The organism is Pirellulaceae bacterium (assembly GCA_019636385.1).
Lineage (GTDB): Bacteria > Planctomycetota > Planctomycetia > Pirellulales > Pirellulaceae > Aureliella.
This window is the reverse complement of sequence record JAHBXT010000002.1, coordinates 537,848-564,090: the sequence shown is the minus strand read 5'-3', so window position 1 is coordinate 564,090 and position 26,243 is coordinate 537,848. Positions and strand designations below refer to the sequence as shown.

The window sequence follows — 26,243 nt, the reverse complement described above, 5'->3', positions numbered from 1 at the left end:
GGATGCCTCACATAGATAAACTGCTGGTTGAACTTGGTCAGCGCAGCTACGCGATTGAAATCGGCCACGGACTGTTGCCCGGGCTGGGTTCCGCGATTGGCAAGCTGGTACCCAATTGCCGACACACGGCGATAGTATTTGATCGTGCCGTCGCGACTCATGCCGCGCAGGTCAGCCAATCCCTATCGACCCAAGGATTGCGGGTCACGGAAATTGAGGTGCCTAGCGGCGAGGAGAGCAAGAGCGTCGAGCAATTAAGCGCACTTTGGCAGCAATTGCTTGACGGTCGAACAGATCGCGGCAGCTTGATCGTGGCCGTCGGCGGTGGCGTAATCGGTGATTTGGCAGGATTTGCTGCCGCTACTTTTGCGCGCGGCCTGTCACTCGTTCAAGTTCCAACCACGCTGCTCAGTCAAGTCGACTCGAGCGTCGGCGGAAAGACCGGCATCAACTTGCCGACTGCCAAAAACATTGTCGGCGCGTTTTGGCAACCGTTGCATGTGTGCATCGACCTGGCGACGCTTGTGACATTGCCTGATCGCCAGTTTCTGTCGGGACTGGCAGAGGTGGTAAAATATGGCGTGATCATGCTGCCAGAATTATTGGACTACCTGCAGCAAAATGCCAACTCGATTCGCTCGCGCGATCCGGCGGCGCTCAGGCATATCATTGCTCAGTCATGTCGAGCCAAAGCCAGCGTCGTGCAGGATGACGAACGTGAATTGACCGGACGTCGAGCCATCTTGAACTATGGCCATACCTTTGCGCATGCGATCGAAGCTACGGCTGGCTACGGCACTTGGTTACATGGCGAGGCGGTCGCGATCGGAATGAACATGGCTGCGATCTTGGCTGCCGAGTTGGGCCGCGTCGACGGGACATTCGTAAATCGGCAGCGACAGTTACTGTGCGACTTGGGATTGCCCATAAACTACGCTGATGCCGATCCGGAAGCGATGTGGCAGGCCATGCAGCACGACAAAAAGGTCCAGCACGGCACGCTACGTTTCATTTTGCCCATGGGTCGATATGGAAACGTGCAGTTGGTAGATGGCATTAGCAAGCAGCAGGCAGTCGCCGCCATCAATGCGGCTCTCGTGTAGGCTGCAACCGGCTAGCTGTTGCACAATCACCGCATTCCAGCGACGATTAAATCCATCGCACATCGCAAAACGTCAATCACATAAACTTCGGTCCCGCGCCAACCGACTTCCAGCCCCTAATGGCACTCAATCACTACTGCCCCAAAGGCCGCTTACTTCTCAACTGTCTCCGAAAGCTCCTGCTTCATTGCGTTTAAGAATTCACGCAATTCTTTGCTCCCTGGGCTCAGCGCGACGGCCTGTGTCTGCACTTCGATAGCCCGCTGTAGATGATCGCTGAGGTACAGCAGTCGAGCCAATGTATCCAGAATCATTCCATTGTTGGGTGACAACTTGACCGCCTTTTCAGCCGCCTCAATCGCTGCGGTCAGCAATTCCACCGGAGCCTCTTGGTCAGCTTCTTGTGTTAGTTCAATGACTGAACTGGCTATTCTATTGAGCACCTCTGCCTCCATTTGCTGAGCAGTGATCTTTTGCAGGGTAGCTACGGCCCGTTGCGGATGTAGCTGAACCAGCAGTTCCAGCTGCAGAATTCGTAGCTCGACCTGAGTACTGGTGTCCTTGGTTCGCGCGATGAGTTCGTCCAATTCTTTGAGCGCCGGTTCCGTTTGACCAGCCTGAAGCTTCTGGTAGATCTCCGTGATCGCCGCCTGGATCGCACGTTGTTCAGCACGTTTTTGGATGAGCGCTTGGCGATCCCACTTGCCAGCTACAACCTGTGCCAACGGTTCGTCCAGTTCCATGGGGTGCCCAATCCATTCCACGACGCCATCCTTGCCAACGATAAATGCCGTCGGAATCCCACCTTCCTCTGAAGCTTCCATGAAGTCACGATAGACCGACTGATCAGGGTCGGTGGTTAAGCAGTAGCCAGCAGTCAGCTCCCCAAACGTCAGCTTTGCTGGCGGATCGGCCGCTGCCGGTGGCTCGTCGGATTTAGACTGGTCGCCTTCTTTCTTTAGCGCGCGCGTGATCCCTTCTGGGACCGGTTGTTTCAAGAACTCCTGAACGGTCGACTGCTCCTCGTCGCTAATGCTGACAATTTGAACTCCGTGATCTGCATAGCTGCGCTGTAACTTAGCCAAATGCGGCATGCTGGCCACGCACGGTGGACACCAAGTCGCCCAAAATTCAATTACATAAACTTTACCCGGCTCGAATTCTTGCACCGGCTTGAATTTTCCACCACCATCGCTGATCCAGTACTGAACATTGATCGGTGGAGCCTTTAATCCGATATCCAAGGTCGGCTGTGCTGTCGCTGTGGGCAATTGCAAAGACATCGTTGCATGCACGGCCAATAATCCGACGGCGATCATACGAAACGGGAGCATGTGATAATCCTATCCATTCAATAAACAGTGTACCGATCACGCAATTCTTAGGATGGGTCAAGCGAGAAGGATGGGAGTCGGCGGTTGGACCCGAATCACGTTGTTCGTGACAAAGTTTGCTTTACTACAACCAATCTGGTCCCGTGCCAGCCCGCCACAGGCGTGTACAGTTACAAAACAACAAACCCTCATTAGTCGATAAACCGCTTGGTTAGATCGCCATAAGCATCAACGCGCCGGTCGCGCAGGAACGGCCAGTGGGTACGCACCGAGTCGATTGAATTCAAATCGCAGGCCACCAGTATAATCTCTTCTTCGGTGTGGCTGGCGCGGCGAAGTAACTGGCCATGCGGATCGGCTACAAACGATGCACCCCAGAACTGCAGGCCACCCTCCACGCCGACGCGATTGGCCGCTGCCACAAAACATCCGTTGGCGATCGCATGCCCGCGCATGGCAGTTTCCCAACTGTCGTGTTGCACCATTCCATATTGCTCACGCTCCTGATGAATCCAGCCGATGGCCGTAGGATAAAGCAATATTTCTGCACCACGCAAGGCCAAGAGCCGAGCCGCCTCGGGATACCACTGATCCCAGCACACGCCAACTCCCAAACAGCCGTAACGGGTACGAGCGACCGTAAATCCCAGGTCGCCTGGTGTGAAGTAGAACTTTTCGTAGTACAGCGGGTCATCCGGAATGTGCATCTTGCGGTACAGACCAACTCGCTGACCATCCGCATCGAAAGTGAGCGCTGTGTTGTGGTACAGCCCCTGCGCACGCCGCTCGAATATCGAGCAGACAATCACCACACCATGTTGCCGGGCAGCATGGCTGAGCCGTCGGCTGGTGGGGCCATCCACGGGTTCTGCCAGCTCAAATTGGGCATGCACTTCGCTCTGGCAGGGATACTGTGTGTTGAACACTTCCTGTAGGCAGATAATGTTAGCACCATCACTGGCCGCCTGGGCAATGCACTCGATCGCTTTGTCAAGATTGTGCTGCTTGTCGTGAGTGCATGTCATCTGGACTAAAGCAAGCTGGACAACGCGGGAGTCAGACGTCATGATTTTGGGACAGGCGGTCGCGAGTATTTGGGCAGGGCAAACTCAGGCATGGTAATGATATCGTTGCCGCAGCCTCTAAGCCACAGCTTGTTGCTCCTCTCGCTATGAAATCCATACTCAGCATGATTCCGCCCGTCAAACCGCCTCCTGGACTCTTCTTCGTTGGAACTGACACCGACGTGGGCAAGACCTATTGGGCCTCACGTCTAGTGCGCGAACTTCGACTCGGCGCCGTGCGCGTTGGCGTCTATAAAGCGGTAGCTAGCGGTACAGGTCAATCCAATGTCGCTGGCGACGCCGAACAACTCTGTGAGGCTGCCGACCTGAACCCTGACCTTATCGACCGCGTCTGCCCTCAGCGATTTGCCGCGCCCTTGGCACCACCAATTGCAGCGGCCATAGAGGGTCGCACTGTAGATGAAGAAGCTCTGGTAAGCGGAGCGACTTGGTGGGCTGGCCATTGTGACTTGCTGGTCGTCGAAGGTGCTGGCGGCGTGCTGTCGCCAATTAGCGCATCGAAAACAGTATTGGATCTGGCAGAGCAATTAAGACTACCGTTGATCTTGGTGGTTGCCAGTCGCGTCGGTTGCGTGAATCACACCCTGCTGACTGTCGAAGCCATCGGGCGGCGCGACCTGTCATTGAGCGCGATCGTTTTCAACCGCATTTCCGATCGTCCCTCACAGCCTCTCGCTAACAGCCTGGCGTCCGCAAACGATCAATTGTGGCTAGACGACATACATTCGGGCAATCTCCAAATGCTGCGTACTTTCCTGCCTGAGGTGCCGTTGATTGAAACTTCAGAGGATCTACTGAAGTTGGCTCTGACGCAGATGAGCAACGCTAGATCAGAAAACCTCAATAGCTAAAAACGAAGCCCTCTGCCGATTCTACCCGCAGCATTGAATCTCGCTGACTCGTATTGTGGCTCAGTAGGCTTCTCACTAGTCACTAGTTGCGAAGCTGCGCCAGACGGTAGCCGGGGGCAGAGCGCAACTTCGATACAAAATCCTGCGACTGCCCAATCTTGGCAGGCTACTGGCGACGCCGCTCCAATCTTCTCGCCTAGCTGACCGAGCAACTTTGCGCAGCGAGTCTTCAACCGCTGGTCAGGTAACTTGCACCCTTCGATCTCTAGTTCGCCCCCAGCCTTCCATGACGACGGCCTCCGCAGATCGCAAACTCAGAAATCAATTTCTGTAGTTGCCAATCAAACTACTATCGACTCGAATCCACGGATACGGCAATAATTGCGCGTAATTGAAAGCTTCACGGAACGCTCACGGCTTGCCTAGTGCCGTTCCATTTGACTAGCCGGCGCGCAACCAGCCACAATTGACTTTCTTACTTCGCAGCAAAATTGGCCCGATTCACTCCTGCAAATTCCTGAACGATTACGAGTGAATATATATGAAAAAAACGCATCCCGCCGAAACCGTTATTTCGGTTCAGCGGGATGCGTCTTATGAATGTCTCAGGACTGCTGATGCACTAGAGCCGAGCTTGACCAGACCAAACTTATAGGTTCGATTAGCCGGCCGTTGGCAGATGCATGCCAGCCTGTTAGTACATATCGTGATCGCCAGCATGTCCGGCCTTGGAACCCTTGTCATCCTTGGGCTTTTCAGCGATCAGGGCATCACTGGTCAACAGTAGAATGGATACACTGGCTGCATTAGCCAGGGCGGTACGCGTGACCTTGGTGGGGTCGATCACCCCGGACTTGACCAGATCTTCGTAGGTGTCGGTCAACGCGTTGTAGCCCTGGTTGCCCTTGGCTTCCGAAACCTTCTCGCACACAATACCGCCATCTTTGCCCGCATTTTCGGCGATCATGGTCAGCGGAGCACGGCAGGCGCGAAGCACGATGTTGTAGCCAACGATTTCGTCAGTGCTCAAATCATCGCTAGGCTTCAGACCCACGCTGGCACGCAGCAGCGCCACGCCACCTCCAGGCAACACACCTTCTTCTACAGCGGCTCGTGTAGCATAGAGTGCGTCTTCGACGCGGGCCTTCTTCTCTTTCATTTCGCTTTCTGTAGCAGCCCCAACGTTGACCTTGGCAACACCACCGGCCAGCTTTGCCAGACGCTCATCCAGCTTTTCGCGATCATAGTCGCTGGTCGTGTTTTCGATTTCACGGCGAATCTGATCGATTCGCGACTTGATATCGGAACTCTTACCAGCGCCTTCGATAATCGTGGTGTTATCCTTGTCGATAATCACCTTCTTCGCGCGGCCCAGTTCAGCCAAGCCAACCGATTCCAGTTTGATGCCCAGAGCTTCAAAAATCGCTGTCCCACCGGTCAAGATGGCAATGTCTTCCATCATCGCCTTACGACGATCACCATAGCCCGGAGCCTTGACTGCTGCGATATTTAGCGTGCCGCGCAGGCGATTGATCACCAGCGTCGCCAAAGCTTCGCCATCGACTTCTTCAGCAATAATCAGCAGCGGCTTACCCTGCTGAACCACGGCTTCCAGTACCGGCACCAAATCCTTGATGTTAGAAATCTTCTTTTCATAAACCAAGATGTAGGGGTCTTCTAACACAGCTTCCATACTGGAAGCGTCGGTTACGAAGTACGGCGACAGATATCCACGGTCGAACTGCATGCCTTCCACGAACTCTAGTTCCGTATGCAGGCTCTTGCCTTCGTCTACCGTCACCACGCCATCCTTACCCACTTTTTCCATAGCTTCAGCCAACAGTTCACCGATCTCGCGGTCGTTGTTAGCGGCAATCGAAGCCACGTTGGCCATTTCACTTTTGTCGCGAATCTTGATCGACATCTTCTGCAAGCGTTCGGAAATGTCGGCGACGGCCTTCTCGATTCCGGCCTTCATTTGAATGGGATTAACACCCGCAACTACCGACTTCAGACCCTCATTGAAAATGGCTTCCGCCATCACAGTCGCAGTGGTCGTGCCGTCGCCAGCCACGTCGCTGGTCTTGCTGGCGACTTCGCGCACCATGCGTGCGCCCATGTTTTCGTAAACGTCTTCCAGGTCGATTTCTTTGGCCACGGTAACGCCATCTTTGGTGACCGTGGGGCTACCAAAGCTCTTTTGAATAATTACGTTACGACCCTTGGGTCCCAATGTCACTTTAACCGCGCGAGCCAACTTGGAAACGCCACGCCGAATCGCCTCACGCGCTTCTTGTTCAAATGCAATTATCTTTGCCATCGCTCAATATCACTCCACGTTTAGTTATGTTGGTTAGAACTTGAAAGCGCTCGATTACTCGATGACCGCCAGGATTTCGCTCTCGCCCATCAGAAGCACTTCTTCGTCAGCGATCTCGATCGTCTCGCCGGCGTAGCTCGTAAACAATACACGGTCGCCAGCCTTGACCTGCATCGGCGCTCGCGAACCATCATCCAGCAGACGACCATCGCCGATACTGACGACTATGCCTCGAGTCGGCTTATTCTTGGCGCTATCGGGCAGATAGATACCACCTTCGGTTCTCTCTTCGGATTCTTCTCGACGGACCACTAGGCGATCGCCTAGAGGCTGCAGCTTTACTTGATTGGAACTCTTTTTCTTTGTAGCCGTCGCCATGAGCGGCACTCCTCCACAAGGTTCTTCGGGTCAGATTGTGATCGCAGGCTGCATCTCAGGCAGCCCAACAGACGATTGTTCAGGTCGATCGCTGGTTATTGGCCAATAATCAGCTTCGTACAGGGCCTCACCATCTCGGTTAGGCCCGACACCAGGTCCATGCTCCATGTTTAGATTCTCAGCCAGTCAAAACGGCATAGGCACCCAGCCCCTAACTGCAACAGCAAACGGCGTGCCATTCACTCGTGGACCAGATTCTCAGTCCGCGCTTGATTATTCGGTTCTTGCCAGTAATTGACTGTCGAAGTTGCCAAAAGCCTATGATTACTAACTCTGGTTGAGTCATTTTAAGAGCTGATTAGTTGGCTTTGTCAATTTGGCAGCGGCCCTATTCGCGTCGGTCAGCCAACAAGCTAACTGCCTAACCATACGGGCTTAGCTTCTATGGCCTTGGATGTTCAGAAGGAACTGCCAATTGGGTATTTTTGACGGTTCTTGACCATCTTTTCAGCCATGGCCGTGGACAAGTCAATTCCTACCGCGTTGGCAATGGCCAAAGTATAGCACAATACATCGGCCAACTCTTCGGACACGCGACTGCGGTCGACCTGCAGCCCGGATTCAATTTTGCCCGTTTCGACCTGACTGGTTGTCAGCCATTGAGTCAACTCCATCAGTTCGGCGGCCTCCACGGCCAAAGCCATCGACAGATTCTTCAAATTGTGGAAACGCTCCCACTGTCGCTCAGCCACAAACAGTCGCATCGCCTGTCGTAATTGGTCAACGGTCGTATGACGATCATCACAGGCCATTTGTTTGCCTCAAGCAGAAAGTGTCTTCCGGTGGCTCAAACTCAAGCGCCAGCTGGCGCGCCGAGGTCCTCCACAACTCTGCCGGTCAAGATTAGAATTTCAGCGTTCGAGAAGATGGCAGCGAATCATCCTCGACCAATCATCATCCCTATAATCTTCAGAAAAGGAAGTAGAACATGAGCGTTCTCGTTACGCAACCTGCGCCTGACTTTAAAGCCGAAGCCGTGATGGAGGATGGAAGCTTCAAAGAGATCAGCCTCAGCGATTATCGTGGCCAATACGTGCTGCTGTTCTTCTATCCGCTGGATTTTACCTTCGTGTGTCCCACGGAAATCATCGCCTTTTCTGATCGAGCCGGCGAATTCAAAAAACTTGGCGTGCAGGTGATCGGTGTCAGTGTCGACAGCAAGTTCTCGCACCTAGCCTGGCGCAAGACGGCCCGCGATCAGGGAGGACTAGGCGACATCCAGTATCCGCTGGTGGCTGACTTGAGCAAACAAATCGCCAAAGACTACGACGTGTTGGTGGGAGGCACCGTTGCCCTCCGCGGCCTGTTCTTGATCGACAAACAAGGAACGGTTCGCCATCAAGTCATCAACGATTTGCCGTTGGGTCGGAGCGTCGACGAAGCGTTGCGGATGGTTCAAGCCCTGCAGTACTTTGAAGCCCACGGAGAAGTCTGTCCAGCTAATTGGAAACAAGGCGCTCGAACCATCAAGCCAAGTGTAGACGGTAGCAAAGAGTTCTTCGCCGCCGAGTACAAGGGGTAAGACAAACCACACGGGGCGTCGCCGCGGCGGTTGCCAAGAACGTGCTCATGCTTCTTGACGCCCTGCTTTTTAAGACGCGTTTGGTACTACGGATTCCGCTTTCAGGCTGCTGAGACTTCGAATCGAATGTTCTAATCCGAATCGTCGTTACCGACGGTAAGAGGATCAAGATAATGCGCGACTAAAAATGGCAAGCCTCCTTCACTGGTCCTGTGGGCCAAGCTACAATCTCACGCCAAGTGCTGGGGGATTAGCTCAGTTGGTAGAGCGCTTGCATGGCATGCAAGAGGTCATCGGTTCGAGTCCGTTATCCTCCACTGCGAAGAACCCTGTATTTCCTTCGGATTTACAGGGTTTTTTCGTATCGAGACTCTAGTCGCCAGAACTTCCTGAATTGCCAAGAATTGACATGCCGCACAACGTTTGGACTGTGGTTAGTGCAACCTTTGGTGCAACGAAGACTTTATCCAGGTCGGTCCCGGTCGCTTGTACAATCCCCGCAGTGCCTGGCTGCTCGCGCACGCTTGTGTAGCCGGCGCCATTCCACCCAGGGCCTTGGCAATCAGTCGCCGTCTCTCGGGTATAACGGTTGATCATACCTGTCTGAATAATCGCCCTGCGACTTCACCCATTCAGTAGTCGGCAATGTTACAGACGGGGAAGCTGCGCTCATTGGCTACCTGCTGGTACAATTCCATTGCTGTGGAGGAGCTGGCAAGCGGTCCACCACGCTTGCGATCGCCTGACTTGACGACCATTCGATTGTCAGATAATCTGTCAGCCAGGAGATGGTGACACAATCCGCCCAGGCAGAAAAATGCAAGTCGTACGTCGCCCCAAAGTGCGTGACCAAGCCACTCAACAGATCAAGCAATACATAGTCGACCACAATCTGACTCCTGGCGATCGGCTGCCGACGGAAACGCAACTTGCCGAAACGCTTGGTATTAGCCGGCTCAGCCTGCGTGAAGCAACAAAGGCGCTCGAGTTTTTGGGGATCATCCAATCGAAGACCGGCGTCGGGCTCACGGTCGGGCGCATCGACATGAGACGTGTGACTGAGCATCTCGGTTTTCACGCAGGTCTGCTGGATGTCGATCCGCTGCAGCTCATTGACAGCCGTGTGATCTTAGAAACCGGTGTCGTACCGCATGTCATTCGGCGGATGAAGGAAGACTCGGCGATTGAATCCGGCCTGCGTGAGATCGTCCGGCAGTTTGAGTCGGCGCGCGACTTGAAGAGCTTTATCGCACTCGACATCCAGTTCCATCGGTCGCTGCTGGAAGCAAGCGGCTTGCAGCCACTGGCGGCTTTCGGCGATTTGTTGCATGTTTTCTTCCAGCGATTTCGCGAGAGCGTGAAGCAGGCTGGCTGGAAATTGGGGGTGGAGAGCCACCGTCGGCTTGTCGACTTCCTGGCAGGTGGCCAGTCGGAAGCCGCTACCACTGAGCTGCGTAAGCACATCGAGAGCCACAGGGAGCGAATCTGATGTCGCTCATGCGCATGGCAAGTGGAGATTTCCGAGTCCGGCGTTCGAGACGGCTGGCCAAATTCGTTTCCGTTGTGCCAGTGCTTGCGTGTCTCCTACTCTCTACGGCCTCAGCCCTGGGGGCGGACGACCTCGCGCATTCCTTTGACAGGCATATTCAGCCGCTACTTGTCAAAGCCTGCGGGGACTGCCACGGCAAGACCCCCAAGGACAACGACCTTGACCTGACGAGCTTCGGCTCTGCCCAGGTGATCCTGGCCAATTCTGAGGTGCTGAGCGACGTGGTCGAGCGGTTGCGGTTGGGGGACATGCCTCCAAAGGAATCGCCACAGCCAAGTGAGGCCGAGCGGGAGCAGCTGCTGGGCTGGATCATCGCGGCGCTCGATGCCGAAGCTGCCGCGCGCGCGGGCGACCCCGGGCCGGTGACGCTACGACGGCTCAGTAACACCGAGTACGACAACGCGATCCGCGATCTGACAGGCATCGACTTGCGGCTGACACAGGCTCGCGAGTTTCCTACCGACAGCGTCGGCGGTGAAGGGTTTGCCAACGTTGGCGATGCGATGCCGGTGACTCCCGAATTGGTCGAACGCTATCATCAGACCGCTCGCGATGTCGCCGCACGGGCCGTGCTGCTGCCCACAGGCTTCCGCTTCTCTGCGTCTACCGAGCGCCCGGATTGGGCCGAGGAGGCTCTCCAGCCGCTTCGCGACTTCCACGCCCGCTATGCCGGACCCAACGGAGAGCCGCCGCTGGAGAAGCATCTGGCGGCGACCCTGAAGCACCGTGACAGGCTCACCCGTGACGGCCCGGCTGCCATCGGCACAGTGGCCGCCGAAGATAAACTCAACGCTACCTATCTGGCGGCGCTCTGGACATGGTTCAACAGCGAATCCGCAAGCCAAGCGGAAGTCGATGCCCACCCTGCCGATCTTCCTCCCGACACCCTGGCCCTTGTACGCGCCAAGTGGCGAGAGGCCACCTCTGATCCATCACCGGTCCTGGCGGAGATCAAAGCCGTGCAGGGCCAGTTGTTTCAAGGCAATTACATGAGGAATGCGGCCCTCGCAGTCGGCAATGGCTTTCCAGCCTGGGAGGAATTGCGTCGCGTGGTCGCGGTGGAGCGAGTTCAAGGTGCCGCCCGTGAACCGCTGTTCCGCATGGTCGCTTTGCCCGTTCAGCCTGACACGTTCGTGGTTTGGGACCGGCTGCGACTGGAAGGTGGTGACGGACCGCCGCTGGTATTTGCCGAGCACCCCGAATTGGGTGCCGCCATCGAGCACGCGACCGGACTAAAATTCGGCCAGCACCCACAGGGGCGATCGGTGCCCAAGTCCGCTTTGGTCACAGCGGCCGGTGACGAGGTGGTCATCGATCTGAGCAACCTCTCAGCCGAGTTGCAAAAGGCGCTCACGCTGCCTCGGTTCCTGCGTGCTGACGTGAGCTTGGACGCAGCCAGTCCGGAAGCGGCCTCGGTTCAGGCCTTCCTCATTGCTGCGACAGGCGGTGGCGGCAATCTGGCCGAACCGGTCGCTACGGCGACGCCCGGCGATCCGAGGGCCGCCCAAATCGCGCATCCGCGCGTCGCCGCCCAACGGGCTCGAGCGGCTGCCGAGTTTCGCGCTTTGTTTCCTCCTGCGGTCCTCTTCCAACCGATTATCCCACGAGACGCTCAAGGGAGCGTGTTTCTGTACCGCCGCGAGGACGAGCCGCTACGTCGACTCCTGCTCGACGACGCGGGTCGGGCAGAGATCGATCGACTGTGGAGCGAACTGGAGTTCGTGAGCGAGCAAGCTCTCGCCACCCCGATCGCGTATGCGGGGCTGGTGCAGTATTACCGCAAACCGAACGACGGCGCACGGATCATGTTCTTCTACATCCAGGAGTTCGAGGAACAGATCAAACGCGAAGAGCAGGCCCTCGTCGCGGCCCAAATCGCGGCAGAATCGGAACACCTTGAAGCGTTGCTGGCTTTTGCCGCCCGTGCCTGGCGCCGGCCGCTGGACGCGAACGAACGCCAGGCGATTCTGGCGTCCTATCATGCCGACCGAAACGAAGGCGTCAAACACGATCCAGCGTTCCGCGACGCGCTGACTCGGGTTCTGTCGTCGCCGTGGTTCCTCTACCGGGTTGAACAGCCGGCGATCGGGTCGCACTGGCAGCCGGTCTCGGGCGACGAACTGGCGACGCGGCTGAGCTTCCTTCTCTGGGACTCGATCCCCGACGATGAACTCCGTGCCAAGGCCGCGAAGCTCCACGAACCTTCCGTCATCGAGGAACAGCTCCGCCGCATGTTGAAAGATAGCCGCGTGAGCGGCATGGCCGCAGAGTTCGGAGCCCGCTGGCTCGGCGTGCGAGACTTCGCCATGAACCATGGCCGAAACCTGCAGCACTTCCCCGAATTCACGCCGGTCTTGCGAGACGCATTGGCCGAAGAGCCGGTGCGGTTCTTTGAGGACCTGCTGGTCAACGACCGCCCGGTGGCCGATGTGATCGCCGCCGACGCCGTGGTCATCAACGATATCCTCGCCGAGCACTATGGCATCCCCGGAGTAACTGGTCCTGAGTGGCGGCGCGTCGAGAATGTCTCCGCCTACGGACGCGGAGGTTTTCTGGGTTTCGGCGCGGTGATCGCCAAGCAATCGGCTGCCGCGCGAACGAGCCCCATCAAGCGTGGGGCGTGGCTGGTGCAGATGCTCGGCGAGCGTCTACCTAAAGTCCCGCCCGACGTGCCGCCGCTGCCCGAGACTCCCCCCGCCGGGCTCAGCGTCCGCGAGATCTCCGAGCGTCACCGTCAGGACTCAAAATGTGCCGGCTGCCACGTCCGCATCGATCCGTTCGGCATGGCGATGGAACGGTTCGACGCCATCGGTCGATTTCGTCCGGCCAGCGAGTTGAAGCCGAACGACACCATAGGAACGCTCAGCGACGGCACTCAGATCGAGGACATCGCCGGTTTGCGGAACTACGTGGCTGGCCCGCGCCGCGAGGATTTGTTGCGGTCGCTCGCCCGCAAGCTGACGGGCTACGCGCTGGGCCGCGCCGTGATGACATCGGACCGCAGGCTAGTGGACGAAGTGACCCAGACCATGAACGGCGGTGGTCGCTGGTCGGATGCCCTGCTCCTAATCGTCCGCAGCCAGCAGTTTGGCTGCATGCGACCGACGGCCCAAACCAGCTCAAGCAAGTAACCAACTACCCACGACTGGAGACTTCTGATGTTTATGAAATCAGAGCCCTTCTCGCGACGCACTCTGCTGCGCGGGCTGGGCGTATCCATGGCACTGCCCTGGCTCGAATCGCTGTCCTGGGCTGCGGGTAAGCGAACTACCGCTGCCGATCAGCCGCCGAGCCGCACGCTGGTTACTTTCACTGGCATGGGCTTCCACTCGCAGCACTGGTGGGCCAAGGGAGATGGAGCCAACATGGAACTTGGCCCGTGCCTGACGCCACTCGAGCCCTGGAAAGAACGACTGATCTTCCTTCGCGGCCTGTGGAACGAACAGGCCAATAACGGCGTCATCCACTGCATGCAAACAGGGAACATGCTCAGCGGTGCCCCGATGTCGAAGACCGAAGTCCGCACGGGCGTCAGTTTCGACCAGGTGATGGCCCAACGAATCGGCGACCGCACCCGAATTCCTTCGCTGGTGCTGGGCTGCGAAGGACCGATTCCAGGTCTTCAAGATGGGCATCCGTTGCTCTACAGCTCGCATATTTCCTGGAGCACGGCGGTATCGCCGACGTGGACCGAGACGCGTCCGGCGCTCTCGTTCGACCAGCTCTTCCGCACTGAACCCAACCGGGGCGATCGTCGTGTCGTCGATGCCGTGCTCGAAGACGCCCGGTCGCTACGTCAACGGCTCTCCCTGTCGGATCGTCAGCGGTTCGAGGAATACTTGGGCAGTGTCCACGAGATCGAAGGACGCATCAAACGATCCGACAAGCAGCGCGATGCAAGCGGTTGGCAGCCGACCCTGGCCGCGCCTGATCATCCGCGACCGGCCGACGGGATTCCCGCCGACATCCCGGAGTATTGGAGGCTGATGAACGATATCGTGTTGCTCGCCTTTCGCACGGACACCACTCGGATCGCAACCCTCAAGTATTGCAACGACGGCTCCGCCGAAACTCACACTCACTGCGGTGCCCAAGATCAGCATCACCAGATGGCCCACACTCAGCCGCCTGAACTCATTCCACTCAACCAGTTCTTTATGTCGCAGCTCGCCTATCTCTGTGAGCGGATGTCGGAGGTCAAGGAAGGGGACCGCACATTGCTCGACAACACGGCTATCATGCACTGTTCGAGCATGTTGCACGGCAACCACGACGCGAAGCAGTTGCCGATCCTCCTGCTTGGCGGCGCAGGAGGCCAGCTCCGGGGCGGACGCGTGCTCGACTACCTGAACTCGCCGAACCGCCGCCTGTGCAGCCTGTTTCTGCATCTCATGGACTGGGGTGGCCTGGAACTGGACCGCTTCGGTGACTCGAACGAACGGCTGACGGGCATCTGATGCACGTCGCCCAGCGCCCATTGACAGTTAGTGCTGAAACTCACTCATATCCACTGGTTCAATTGCGGATACTTTGGGTTCAAACCAACGGTAGATCGATGGCAGCACTAGCAAGGTCAAGACTGTGGAAGTTATCAGTCCACCAATGACGACTGTCGCGAGTGGCTGCTGAACTTCAGCACCTGAACTTGCAGACAGTGCCATCGGTGTGAAACCCAGTGCGCCGCAAGAAGCCGTCATTAGTACTGGTCGCAAACGATCCATCGCCCCATTGACCACGGCATCGCGCTGACTGGCACCTCCGCGGCGCAAATGACGAACGTGTTCAATCAATACCACGCCATTCATGACTGCGATGCCAAAGAGGGCGATGAACCCCACGCCAGCCGAAATAGAAAATGGCATATCGCGAAACCAGAGCAACAGGACGCCCCCGGTGGCTGCGATAGGCACGTTGAGATAAATCAGCATGGCAAGTTTGACTGAGCTGAAAGTCATGTAGAGTAATGCAAAGATTAGAAATAGTGCTACAGGCACAGCGATTGCTAAACGCTTGGTGGCTTGTTGCAGATTCTCAAATTGGCCACCCCACCTGAGTGCGTAGCCTTCAGGCAGTTTGACCTCTCGCTCTACAACTTCCTGGGCTTCCGCGACAAATCCGGCGAGGTCTCTTCCACGCACATTGCACTGCACAAGAATACGCCGTCGAATCGAATCGCGACTTATCTCAACCGGCCCTTCCTCAACGAAGATCTGCGCCAGTTGCGAAAGTGGAATCTGGCTGCCTTGCGGATCTTCAATTTTCAGATCAGACAGCTTGGTTACATCTTTACGCCAGTCCCAATTCAGGCGAACCTGAAGTGGAAAGCGTCGCTGTCCCTCAAAGACCTGCCCGACAACGGTACCGCCTACCGTTCCAATCGCATCCAGAATTGGTCGCGCATTTATTCCGTAGCGAGCGATTGCCTTCCGATCGATCACCACCCGCAAATAGGGCAAACCGGCGATTTGCTGAGCTTGCACATCAGCCGCTCCTGGCACTTTATTAAGGGCCGCAACTAACTCATCGCCTTTGCGTTTGAGTTCTTGTAGATCGTCGCCGTACAAACTAAGCCCAATATCAGACCGAACACCCGCGACAAGTTCTTGAACCCTAAGTTCAATCGGCTGAGTAAAGCTGTACGTGTTGGCAGGTACTTGGTCACTCAAGCTAGCTTGCATTTCCTCCACCAATTGAGCTTTAGAGATCTTGCGTTTCCACTGATTCATTGGCTTAAGGCGAACGAAGATGTCAGTTTGATAGACCCCCATTGGGTCATTCGCGATTTCCGGACGTCCGGTCTTTGAGACAACTGTTTCTACTTCCGGGAACTTGAGGAGACAGCGTTCCATTGACTTGGTCATCTCGACAGACGTTTCAAGAGATACGCTTGGTAGTCTGGCGGCTTGAATGGCAAGATCGCCCTCATCCAGCCGAGGTACGAACTCAACACCGAACCCGGATGCGATCCAAATGCTGATGGCAAACACAGCTACAGACGACGACATCAATAATTTGGGGCGTTTCATCGCCAACGCGAGCATCGGTTGATAAGCGGCTTTTATCCAACGGACCAGAAATGTCTCCCTTTCCTTGATTCGACGGGCAAGTAACAAGGAAGCCATTACTGGCATTACCGTAACTGCGATCACTAGTGCGGCCGATAACGCCGTCATGAACACAAAGGCCATCGGACGAAACATCTTCCCTTCCATTCCTTGCAGGCTAAGGATCGGAATGAAAACAAGGATGACAATGATTCCCGCGAACAAAATCGGCTTCCCGACTTCACTGGCTGACTCGCGATACACTCCCAGTGGAACATGGTCCTGGTTATGAGTCCTGCGATAATGCGCAGCTCTCCGTACGCAGTTTTCGATCATCACCACAGCGCCGTCGACAATAACACCGAAATCAACCGCCCCCATACTCATCAGATTCGCAGACACCCCTGCGTAACGCATGGCGATCAAGGTGCATGCGGCAGAAAGTGGAATAGCAGCGGCCACGATTAATCCTGCACGAATATCACCTAACAACAGAAAGAGCATTATGACAACCAACACCACCCCCAGACCTATGTTCTCGGCCACCGTATGAATCGTCTTCTCGACCAGTTCGGTTCGGTCATAGAAAGTGTCAGTGTAAACGCCTTCGGGAAGAGTCTTTTCAATTTCATGGATTTTGCGTTTGACATCCTCGACGACTTGCCGAGAACTCCCTCCCATGATCATCATGACCATTCCCACGACTGCTTCACGGTCGCCATCACGGGTAACGGCCCCTTGTCGGAGCATAGGCGCATATTGCACATCGGCAACGTCCGTGACTAAAACCGGCACTCCATTGTTACTCGTGAGGATGATTGAGCCTATATCTGCGAGACTTCCAACCAAGCCTTCACCGCGTATTAAGCGTTGCTCGGCACCATGAATTATATACCCTCCACCTGAGTTGCCATTGTTCGCCTGAAGTGCTGTAAAAACATCGTAAAGGGACAGGTTGTAATTCTGCAGCTTAGCAGGGTCAACTTGCACCTCATAGGTTTTTAGCTCGCCACCAAATGTGTTGACTTCAATGACTCCGGGTACGCTCCGAAGCTGAAATGCGATCTGCCAGTCAAGTATGGTCCTCAAATCTTTCAGTGAGTGATGGTAGCCTTGTTTGGCGCGAACTTCGAATTGATAGATCTCACTCATCCCGGTTGCAATTGGGCCCAGCTCCGGTGTGCCCATGCCTGGCGGGATCTCCTCCTTCGCACGTAAAAGCCTTTGACTAACAATATTGCGAGCCCAGTAAATATCGGTGCCATCTTCGAAGGTCACTGTAACGGCACTTAGGCCAAAACGACTGATCGAGCGGATTTCATCAACCTGTGGAATGCCGCTCATGGCATTCTCAACTGGAAAGGTTATGAACTGCTCTACTTCAACAGGCCCCAGGGCAGGGGAATTGGTCAAGACCTGAACTTGGATATTGGTAAGATCTGGCACTGCATCCAGTGGAATTGTAGTGGCAGCAAAACCACCCAATCCAAGCGTGACGACTGCCAGTAAGATGACAATAAATCGATTATTCAGGGACCACTCAATGAGATGATTCAACATCTTATTCATCTCCCATCAATGATTCGAGCATCTTTGATTTCAGGACGAAGCCACCCGTCGTAACGACCATGTCCGACTTGGCAATGCCCCGGTGAATTACGGTGGATGAGCCATTATTCTCTCCAACCTCCACGTCGCGTCGTTCAAATGTTGAATCATTGAGCTTCACAAAGACAAACTGGGAACCTGCGTGCTCAAGTACTGCGCCCGAGGGCACTTGTATCACCGGTTTGTCGTTACTCTGCGATGCGAAGGAGATCGTCACAAACATGCCTGGCTTGAGTAGGTGGTGGGCATTGTTAGCAACGGCCCGCATCGAGATAGTTCGCGTCTTCTCGTCCATGATTTCACCAGTAAAGAAAACCTTGGCTGGAAAATCTCTCTCCGGCCAGGCAGCATTGCGGACGCTCACCGATCGATCCTTGAGTGACTCCAGTAGCCGAGCGTCCTTTTCGTAGACATTGGCTTCGATCCAAACTGTCGACAGGTCCGCAATTGCCATGATTTGTGAATCGGGCCTTACTTGTTCGCGCCAGACGACATCCTTTGAGATGACCGTGCCACTCAGTGGAGCGCGAATGAAATAGTCGGAAACCGCTTCGCCTTGCTGTAAGGGATCGAAATTCTCAAAATCCCTGAGCTCACAGCCCATAATTCGTAAATTGGTAGTGGCTATCGCCACACGAGTCTCGGCCTCTTTTACGAGTTGTGAAGCCTGCAGTTGAGAGGTGCTTAGTTCATAGTCGATTTGCTCCAGCCTCGCATAAAACGTGGCTGAGTCTGCATTTCGCGAGGCCTTGGCGTACAGCAGTTGCTTAGAAGAAATCGCTCCAGAGTCAGCCACGTTGATCAATCTCTGAACATCTGCTTCCGACTTAACATACACGGCGTAGGCCTGCAACAGTCGCTCTCGATAGTCCCCCATCGAACGGCCCGTAAATTGTTCTTGTAACTCCGTGATATCCATCTTTTTTGTTAGCGCGACAAGAAGCTCTTTCGTGTTACTGGCGATTTCAGCTTGCAGATTAAGCTTGAGTCTAGCCAGCTCTAACTGCAGTTTCGCTTGAAAGAGATCCAGCTTGGCGGCTCCAACTTCGCGGCTATTGACGATTACGAGCACGTCCCCTTCAGCCACGGTATCGCCCAAAGCTACCTTTACGGCCCCTACTTGGCCACTGACATTTGGATAGATGTGCGCTAGCTTCTCTTCATTAAGCGACACCTTTCCCGTCAAGCTGATCGAACTTGAAAACGGCCCTTCAATAGCTGGAGCCACTTTCACAATAGCGGCCACACGCTGAGACTCGGTGAGGTTTACAGTTACAGGCAATTGAACCGATGAACTTGGCCCGCCAGTCTCTTTGAAGTTTGAACTTTCTTGACAACACCCGATGTTCGGCATCATCAACCAGATCCCGAATAGCATAGGAATCAACATCGCATAGTGGCAGCATTCGCGGCCGGATCGTAAACAAGGAACGACCATCAGTAAATAATGTGACATAGTAGAAGTATCTCTATTGATCAATAAACGGAAGACGCTGGCTGTCGACGCAGCATAAGAGCGTTAAGGACTGCGGTCTTTGACAAAGAAGAGAGCGAATGAACGAAGTGTCGTTAGTCGCTTTTCGCGGTATCCGCGTCAGATATTCCAAACGCAGAAACAGACACGTCGGAAACTGCTTGTGCTTGGGTGTTGGGGATCGCCACAGTCGGCCACTAGTGTTTCAGATTTGCGATCGGGCTCTTGCAGAATTGGCTCAGACTGCCAGCCCTGCTCAAGGCGCTCGAGCAGCGTTGAGTAACCTCCAGCGCCGCTCCCGCAAATACTGACCACTGAAGTCCCACAGGGCACTTCGGAAGACAGAAGCGAAAAAGCCAGGTGCAAGTGGAACTGATTCTCATCAACTAGCGACTTATCCGAGCCGTGATAGCGCTCGATATGTACAGCCAAGCTTTGATTCGCTCCATCGAGTCGGACGATATCAGCATGACGATGACCGACAACTCGCGGCGCAACCAGCGAAGCTACAAGTAGCCATCGAATTATGGTAACACTTGTCACGGCTCTCGGTTTGGCGAACATCATTATTCTATCAGACGGGCAGCAGACCTGCGATTTTTAACGGCAGATCGGAACACTAGCCTTATTGTACTTGCCGAATTTACGACCGTCTATGTGAATCAGAAAACCGTCAGGGCAAGCCATCGTTTGACTACCTGAGAACCTTATCGTAGCATGGGCAGGCTTGATTAACGGGCTGAACTTTGACATTTTAAAGGGCAGTTATGCGCATTTTCCGCAGACGGGAGTTGGCAGTCAATGTTGGCGGCAATTCCCGAATTTCGCGGGCGACTTCCAATTTCGCGACGAGCTAGGAGTCCAGTTGAGTTATGGGTGTTTTGCTTCAGATTCGCGGTGCCCAGAAGAGTTACGGTGAGCAAAGGCTGCTGGATGACGCTAGCGTTTCACTGACCGATAAGACCAAAGTCGGCTTTGTGGGGCGCAATGGTGCTGGCAAGTCGACTCTGCTGCGCGTTTTGATGGGCGAAGAGGAGTTGGAAAAAGGAGAAATCATTCGCAGCACTCAGTTGCGCATCGGCTATCTGCAACAGCACGATACCTTTCTACCTGAAGAATCGGCCATTGATTTTTTGATGCGCGATAGCGGTCAACCCGATTGGAAGTGCGGTGAAGTGGCCGGCGAATTTGAACTCAAAGGCGCGTATTTGAACGGTCCCATTTCTGCACTCTCTGGCGGTTGGAAGACGCGAGTCAAGCTAACGTCGCTTCTGCTGAAAGATCCGAACCTGTTGGTACTTGACGAGCCCACGAACTTCCTCGACATTCGCACGCAAATATTGCTTGAACACTTCTTGCGCCATTTCGACAGAGCTGCGCTGATCGTGTCGCACGATCGCTCCTTCCTGCAAGCCACTTGCGATCATACGCTTGACTTATCGCGTGGCAAACTGACGATGTTTCCTGGCAAGATTGAGGCTTACTTGAAATTTGCAGCCGAGAGACGCGAACACTTCGAGCGATCCAACGCAGCGATCGTCGCCAAGCAAAAGCACCTGCAGAATTTTATTGACAAGAATCGGGCTCGAGCCAGTACCGCTACTTTGGCGCGCTCCAAAGGCAGGCAACTCGAACGCCTACAGACGATCGACATCGATGCAGATCTCCCGACCGCCGCGATTCGTGCGCCCATTGTTCAGCCGCGTAAAGGGCCGGCTGTGCGGATGATCGATCTATCGATTGGCTATCCTGAAAGAACCGTTGCCACCGGAATCGTGCTGGACGTTGAACATGGTCAACGAGCGGCCATTGTCGGTGACAACGGTCAAGGGAAAACTACGTTGTTGCGTACTGTGGTTGGCTCGCTGGCTGCAATTCACGGTAGCGTAAAATGGGGATTGCATTGTGAGATCGGCGTCTATGCGCAGCATGTTTACAGCGCTCTGGAACCGAAACAGATGGTGCTCGAATACCTTGAGAGCAAAGCTGCGCCTGGCACGACCAATCAGCAAATCTTGACCGTCGCTGGTTCGATGCTCTTCCGTGGGGATCACGTTCGCAAGAAGGTTCAAGTTCTTTCCGGCGGCGAACGGGCTCGGTTGTGCATGGCCGGATTGCTGCTGGGAACATACAACGTGCTCGTGCTGGACGAACCCGGCAACCACTTGGATGTCGAAACCGTCGAATCTTTGGCGCAGGCACTGAACGATTATAAAGGAACGGTTCTCTTCACAAGTCACGATCGTCACTTCATGAGCCGTGTGGCCACGAACATCATTGAAGTTCGGGATGGTTCCGTGCGAGCCTATGAAGGCGGTTACGAAGGCTATCTCTACTACATCAATCGGGAGATCGAAGAAGGTGAACGAATTCGCGCGCCGGCGAATCGCTTGACCATTCCTGCTTCTACATCTGTGACAGTGGCACCAAGCCCGCTGGACGCCAAGGCAGTTGACAAGGAAATGAAGTCGCTCAGTAAGAAGATCAAGGCGCTCGATTTACAACGAACCGAACTTCATGACCAACTAGTACAGACCAACGACGCCGGCGAGGCCGAGCGGCTGAGTCGAGTTGTCCAGTTACTGGAAATGGAAATTGGAATGGCCGAAGAGCGCTGGCTTGAATTGAATGCCATGCCACTCGAATAATCAAGCAAAGTAGCTAACAGCATTGTTGAAGATGGCTAGTCCATCACCCGCAGGAGGCTGGGGGAAGCGACGAGTCCAATAGGGATGCTGTGTAGGCTCGATGTGTCGCTCGGGGTGCGGCATTAGTCCAAAAACTCGACCGCTGGGATCGGAGATACCAGCGACATTCAGGTCGGCTCCGTTGGGATTGTCAGGAAATGGCAAGAGCTGATCGCTAGGCGGCGCGCTTTCAGCGCAATAACGCAAGCCGAGCTGCGACTGGGATGCTAATCGTTCTCCAGCCTCTGGATCCCGCAACACGAAGCGGCCTTCGGCATGAGCCATCGGTAGATAAAGTCGCTCGATACCGCGCAAGAAGACACTATTGGTTTTCGCCGTGCCCAAATGGACCCAGCGGCATTCAAATCTGGCTTGCCGGTTGAGTGTCAATGTGGCCGGGGGCGAGTCGAAATGATCGGGAAAGAAAATTCCCAAACGCATCATGACTTGAAATCCGTTGCAGATACCCAACACCAGCCGGTCGTGGCCACGAAAGTGCTCGATCATGTCACGCAAATGAACATTCAGACGTTGCGCCAGAATGCGGCCAGCTGCGATGTCGTCGCCGAAGCTGAAGCCGCCAGGAAAACATAATATCTGAAACGTGCTCCAGCCGCCCGGGTCATCCATCAGAGCGTTGACATGGACCGATTTCACAGTCGCTCCAGCCCGCTGGAAGGCATAAGCTGTTTCAACGTCGCAATTGGTACCTGGGGCTCGCAAAACGAGCACGCGCGGAGAAGCCATGAGTATTCCTAGGCTGCGAGGCAATGGTTCATCGTTCAACGAAGCAGCCATAAGCAAGAGCCTGCGGCGGAATAAAGTACTCGCGCGAAACCCAGTTGCCTACGTACTCTGCCTGTTCGTGAAGCTCAACTTTCTACACGATTTTTCGATGACCGCTAGGGCTTGGTCAGAAGATGCCAGCAAGCGTCGACTCGCAAATGGTAGCCGCCATCGCCAGAAGCTGGAGGGTTTCGACGGTTTTCCAGGTTTTGGCGAACACAGCTACATTTCTGGCGAACGCTGCGACTTTATCCGGCGTTGGCCAGATTGAGTTTGTTGAGCGCGTCGTAGTAGTCCTTGGAGATATTTAGCACTTCGCGGTTGTAGTGATCCATGCGAAATACCTCTTTCTTGGGAATTTGCGACTCCAAGCTTTGCTCTTCCTCTTCCCGCTGAGCGTCCAATTCCGCTCGCCGTTTCAAGAATTCCTCGCGGTTGAGTGAGATGAACTCTTCCCCTTTCTGCTGACGATAGAGGTCGATTCGTCGCAGCGTTTTGGCGAATCCATCGCTTTCTCGAACACGAGACATGCTCTTGGCGCGCAGATCTGCCAACAAAGTACTATTAACCAGGTTGTATTTGGAAAATCGCGTCGGAGTGACGGTGTCGTTAGGCAGCGCATAATCCAGGTCGGCTTCGCCATTGTCAATTTCGGCCGTGATCTGCGGCAGAATCAGGTCGGACATGACCCCTTGCCGCTGCGTACTCTTACCTGCCGGCAGATAAAACTGCTGAATGGTAATCTTCAGCGCACCCATAGCGGGGCCACCTCCACCTAACAACTCTTCACTCAAGTCGTACAAACTTTGCACCGTGCCTTTGCCGTGAGTGGCCGGGTCACCGACGATCAAACCACGACCATAATCTTGGATCGCACCAGCCAAGATTTCACTGGCAGAGGCGCTCTCTTTGCTGGTCATGACGATCAATGGACCGTTCCAAGCAACACCCGATTCTTCGTCTTCGTACACCTGAACCTGACCTTGAGGATTCTTGACTTGAACCACAGGTCCGCGATCTATGAACAGCCCCGTCAAGTTAATGGCCTCGGTCAAACTACCGCCACCATTGCGACTCAAGTCCAACACCACGACATCTACAGATTGGTCGCGGAAATCGGCCAAAATCTTCCGAACATCTCGCGTCGTACTACGAAAGTTATTGGAGTTCCTGCGTGCTGCTTCCATGTCCATGTAGAAGCTGGGCAAGTCGATATATCCAACTCGAAACGGAGTCGCCGACGCTTGTTGATCTTCCAGTGGATAATCGACAATCTGGCTACGCGCTGCACTGTCTTCCAGCGTGATCTTGGCCCGAGTAATGTTATAGACTTGGGATTCGCCGCCACTGGCCGGCAATACAATCAAGCGCACAATGGTCCCAGCCTGACCGCGAATCCGCTGCACGACTTCGTCTAGTTTCATATCAATTACATCTTCCACCGGACCTTCCTGGCCTTGCCCTACGGCTACAATGCGGTCGCCGGGCTTGAGTCGTCCATCTTTGTCGGCCGCCCCACCGGGCACGATGCTGGTCAGTTTTGTATAGCCGTCTTCACTGGTCAATTGAGCGCCGATGCCATCCAGATTCAGCTTCATGCTAATCATGAAGTTTTTCTGAGTGCTGGGGGACATGTACGAAGTATGAGGATCAAAGCTGGTGGTCAGCGCCGAGACATACAACTCCAAGAGTTCGTTGGCATCAAACTGTTGCCAGCGCTTATGCAAGGTCCGATAACTGCGATGTAAGCGCTCGCGGGGATCTTCGTTAGGATCGCCGATCAGAACTCGCTCCAGGTCTGATTGCTGCTTGCCGGCCTGAAGATCCTGCTCGGCGCGAATTCGGTCACTCTCCAGACTCAACATACGGAATTTTACCTGCTTCCGCATGCGATCGTTGGCTTCGGCTGTATCTTTGGGATATTCGATTTTCTTGGGTTCGCGAGCGATAGATTCTTGAATCGTAAAGTCATGTTCAGTATCCACGTACTGATGAGCCGCCGCAATGCGCTCATCGAGCCGCTTCAGAAACAGTTGGTAGAGCTCAATGGCGAAGTCCATCTTGCCTGCTTGAACAAAGTCGTCGATCTTGTCCCGATTCTTGGACAACGCATCGATATCGCTCTGCAGAAAATAGATCTTTAGCGGGTCCAACAACTTGAGCATCGAGTCATAGGCGCGCCGCGAAATTTCGTCGTCCAGCGGCTGATTGGCCAAGTGCACTTTGGTCATAAGCGCGGCTACTGTCTTTACGATGCGAGCATCTGAGGCTCGCTGGCCTGCCATGTCACTGACTCGCGGAGCTGCCAGCTTGGGGTCGTCCGCCCAACTCTGGCTTGTATAGGCGAGTGCAAGTCCTGTGAGCAGTCCCAGTATCAGACCAATTTTAAGTCGCATTTGGCAGCCTCAAAAAAAGTATATTCGCGGCGTGTAACAGGCGGTTGATCGCCTTTTCTAATTGGACGACCGATGGCTGGCAGTCAAGTTAGAGAGTTTCTACGGACTACACAATCCTATGAAATCACCAATTGGGCAGCAACATGAGTTTACCGCATTCCGACGTTGGGACCAGTTAACTGAGCTAAAGCCAATGAACCCAATAGTTCGGCCAGTCGCCAGTCGCCCCCCAAAGTATCGGTAATGACCCATGCTTGGCGTGGGTTGCGGCTGCCGCATTCCTGTACTTGATGCCGCAGTTCGTCCAGCAGCCTGCCCGAGAACAACAGATGTGGCTGGACGACGATGCGGCTGGCATCAGACGACAACAATCGGTCCAGCTCCTGCTCGACAGTTGGTGTTTGTCCAAAGATATAGGCTACCGACGCTTGCTCGACCGGAGTCCATTGTTGCCGGAGCTGCATGAATTGTTGCAACTTCAAGGCTGCACTTTGGCTGCTGCTGCCCCTACCGACCAGTAGCCAACGCGTTCGTGCACAGGCGCTGCCAGCGCAGTGTACAGCGCATTGCTGGCCGCATGACATGGCTTGGCGAAAACGGGTGGCCGATAGTTCGAGCACTTCCGTCGAGCACTCTAAAGTCGGCGTCTGCCCAATAATGTGAAGGTTGCACTTGTGCTCGAGCGAATCGACTGCTGATTGAACGGCCCGAGGAATATCCTCTTCTGCGTGACCGGCGGTGAACAGCAGAGCCGGGACAACGATCAGTCGTCGAATCAGTGATGATTCTGTAAGTCGCTCGACAGCCTGTGATATCGTCGGTTCAGCCAGCTCCAGGAAGGCGGGCTGGCTGGTAAGCGGCGAAACGAACCGCGCAAAGTGCCTAAACAGCTCCAGGAACTGCTCTTGACCTTGCCTATCGCGTGTCCCATGGCCAACTAGCAACACACCGATGTCGTCAGCGCTGGTGGTTTCGTAGCTGGCTTGGCCAGAACGTGGAGGCTTCGTCACAGTTTTCTGCCTTTGCGTAAACTTTTCCAATTCTCA

17 protein-coding genes, 1 tRNA gene and 1 pseudogene are annotated in these 26,243 nt (G+C 54.9%); 8 read left to right on the top strand and 11 right to left on the bottom strand.

Going from position 1 to position 26,243, the window contains the following annotated elements; all coding sequences use genetic code 11:
• The first annotated feature begins 2 nt into the window (after positions 1-2).
• Positions 3-1,362: pseudogene (gene aroB / locus KF752_07870) on the top strand (3-dehydroquinate synthase).
• Here aroB and KF752_07865 read toward each other — a convergent pair.
• Both KF752_07865 and KF752_07860 read right to left on the bottom strand, forming a co-directional pair.
• A complete protein-coding gene (locus tag KF752_07865; GenBank protein MBX3421457.1) occupies positions 1,256-2,437 on the bottom strand; it encodes a redoxin domain-containing protein in 1,182 nt (393 codons plus the stop codon). The pseudogene aroB and the gene KF752_07865 sit on opposite strands and share 107 nt — an antisense overlap.
• Before the next feature lie 191 nt (positions 2,438-2,628).
• The gene (locus KF752_07860; GenBank protein MBX3421456.1) at positions 2,629-3,504 is read right to left on the bottom strand and encodes a carbon-nitrogen hydrolase; all 876 of its coding nucleotides are present in this window, start codon (positions 3,502-3,504) and stop codon (positions 2,629-2,631) included.
• A 104-nt stretch (positions 3,505-3,608) separates the two neighbouring features.
• Between KF752_07860 and bioD the strand changes: the two genes are divergently transcribed.
• Complete coding sequence (gene bioD, locus KF752_07855; protein ID MBX3421455.1) at positions 3,609-4,373, top strand: dethiobiotin synthase; 765 nt, start codon at positions 3,609-3,611, stop codon at positions 4,371-4,373.
• Here the strand turns inward: bioD and KF752_07850 are convergent.
• The 4 genes from KF752_07850 to KF752_07835 all read right to left on the bottom strand — a co-directional run bounded on the left by KF752_07850 (position 4,370) and on the right by KF752_07835 (position 7,883).
• The gene (locus KF752_07850; protein ID MBX3421454.1) at positions 4,370-4,606 is read right to left on the bottom strand and encodes a hypothetical protein; all 237 of its coding nucleotides are present in this window, start codon (positions 4,604-4,606) and stop codon (positions 4,370-4,372) included. The genes bioD and KF752_07850 overlap by 4 nt on opposite strands.
• A gap of 461 nt (positions 4,607-5,067) precedes the next feature.
• Positions 5,068-6,693 (bottom strand): chaperonin GroEL, encoded by a 1,626-nt coding sequence (groL, locus tag KF752_07845; protein ID MBX3421453.1) that lies wholly within the window; start codon positions 6,691-6,693, stop codon positions 5,068-5,070.
• Between the two features lie 54 nt (positions 6,694-6,747).
• Positions 6,748-7,071, bottom strand: a complete 324-nt coding sequence (locus KF752_07840) for a co-chaperone GroES (GenBank protein ID MBX3421452.1) — start codon at positions 7,069-7,071, stop codon at positions 6,748-6,750.
• 458 nt (positions 7,072-7,529) lie between these two features.
• Positions 7,530-7,883 carry a nucleotide pyrophosphohydrolase gene (locus KF752_07835; GenBank protein ID MBX3421451.1) on the bottom strand — a complete coding sequence of 118 codons (354 nt, stop codon included), beginning with the start codon at positions 7,881-7,883 and terminating at the stop codon, positions 7,530-7,532.
• Between the two features lie 176 nt (positions 7,884-8,059).
• Here KF752_07835 and KF752_07830 point away from each other — a divergent pair, with 176 nt between their 5' ends.
• The 5 genes from KF752_07830 (at position 8,060) to KF752_07810 (ending at position 14,659) form a co-directional block, all read left to right on the top strand.
• Positions 8,060-8,653: a peroxiredoxin gene (locus KF752_07830; GenBank protein ID MBX3421450.1), complete on the top strand. Its 594-nt coding sequence runs from the start codon at positions 8,060-8,062 to the stop codon at positions 8,651-8,653.
• A 244-nt stretch (positions 8,654-8,897) separates the two neighbouring features.
• Positions 8,898-8,970: transfer RNA gene (locus KF752_07825), tRNA-Ala, on the top strand.
• Between the two features lie 500 nt (positions 8,971-9,470).
• Positions 9,471-10,142: a FadR family transcriptional regulator gene (locus KF752_07820; GenBank protein MBX3421449.1), complete on the top strand. Its 672-nt coding sequence runs from the start codon at positions 9,471-9,473 to the stop codon at positions 10,140-10,142.
• A complete protein-coding gene (locus KF752_07815) occupies positions 10,142-13,333 on the top strand; it encodes a DUF1592 domain-containing protein (protein MBX3421448.1) in 3,192 nt (1,063 codons plus the stop codon). The genes KF752_07820 and KF752_07815 overlap by 1 nt, the downstream gene beginning before the upstream one ends.
• Positions 13,334-13,420: 87 nt before the next feature.
• Positions 13,421-14,659, top strand: a complete 1,239-nt coding sequence (locus KF752_07810) for a DUF1552 domain-containing protein (GenBank protein ID MBX3421447.1) — start codon at positions 13,421-13,423, stop codon at positions 14,657-14,659.
• A gap of 27 nt (positions 14,660-14,686) precedes the next feature.
• On the opposite strand, the gene KF752_07805 is transcribed toward KF752_07810, so the two are convergent.
• Together KF752_07805 and KF752_07800 are read right to left on the bottom strand one after the other, a co-directional pair.
• A complete protein-coding gene (locus KF752_07805; GenBank protein MBX3421446.1) occupies positions 14,687-17,806 on the bottom strand; it encodes an efflux RND transporter permease subunit in 3,120 nt (1,039 codons plus the stop codon).
• Position 17,807: 1 nt separating this feature from the next.
• On the bottom strand, positions 17,808-19,211 hold the full coding sequence (locus KF752_07800) for an efflux RND transporter periplasmic adaptor subunit (GenBank protein MBX3421445.1): 1,404 nt from the start codon (positions 19,209-19,211) through the stop codon (positions 17,808-17,810).
• A gap of 989 nt (positions 19,212-20,200) precedes the next feature.
• Here KF752_07800 and KF752_07795 point away from each other — a divergent pair.
• Positions 20,201-21,976, top strand: coding sequence for an ABC-F family ATP-binding cassette domain-containing protein (locus KF752_07795; protein MBX3421444.1), 1,776 nt, complete (start codon positions 20,201-20,203; stop codon positions 21,974-21,976).
• On the opposite strand, the gene KF752_07790 is transcribed toward KF752_07795, so the two are convergent.
• From KF752_07790 to KF752_07780, 3 genes are all read right to left on the bottom strand, one after another.
• Positions 21,977-22,762, bottom strand: a complete 786-nt coding sequence (locus KF752_07790; GenBank protein MBX3421443.1) for a phosphoribosylformylglycinamidine synthase subunit PurQ — start codon at positions 22,760-22,762, stop codon at positions 21,977-21,979.
• A gap of 287 nt (positions 22,763-23,049) precedes the next feature.
• Positions 23,050-25,197, bottom strand: a complete 2,148-nt coding sequence (locus KF752_07785) for a carboxy terminal-processing peptidase (protein ID MBX3421442.1) — start codon at positions 25,195-25,197, stop codon at positions 23,050-23,052.
• A 149-nt stretch (positions 25,198-25,346) separates the two neighbouring features.
• Positions 25,347-26,207, bottom strand: a complete 861-nt coding sequence (locus KF752_07780; protein ID MBX3421441.1) for a sirohydrochlorin chelatase — start codon at positions 26,205-26,207, stop codon at positions 25,347-25,349.
• Between the last annotated feature and the right edge of the window lie 36 nt (positions 26,208-26,243).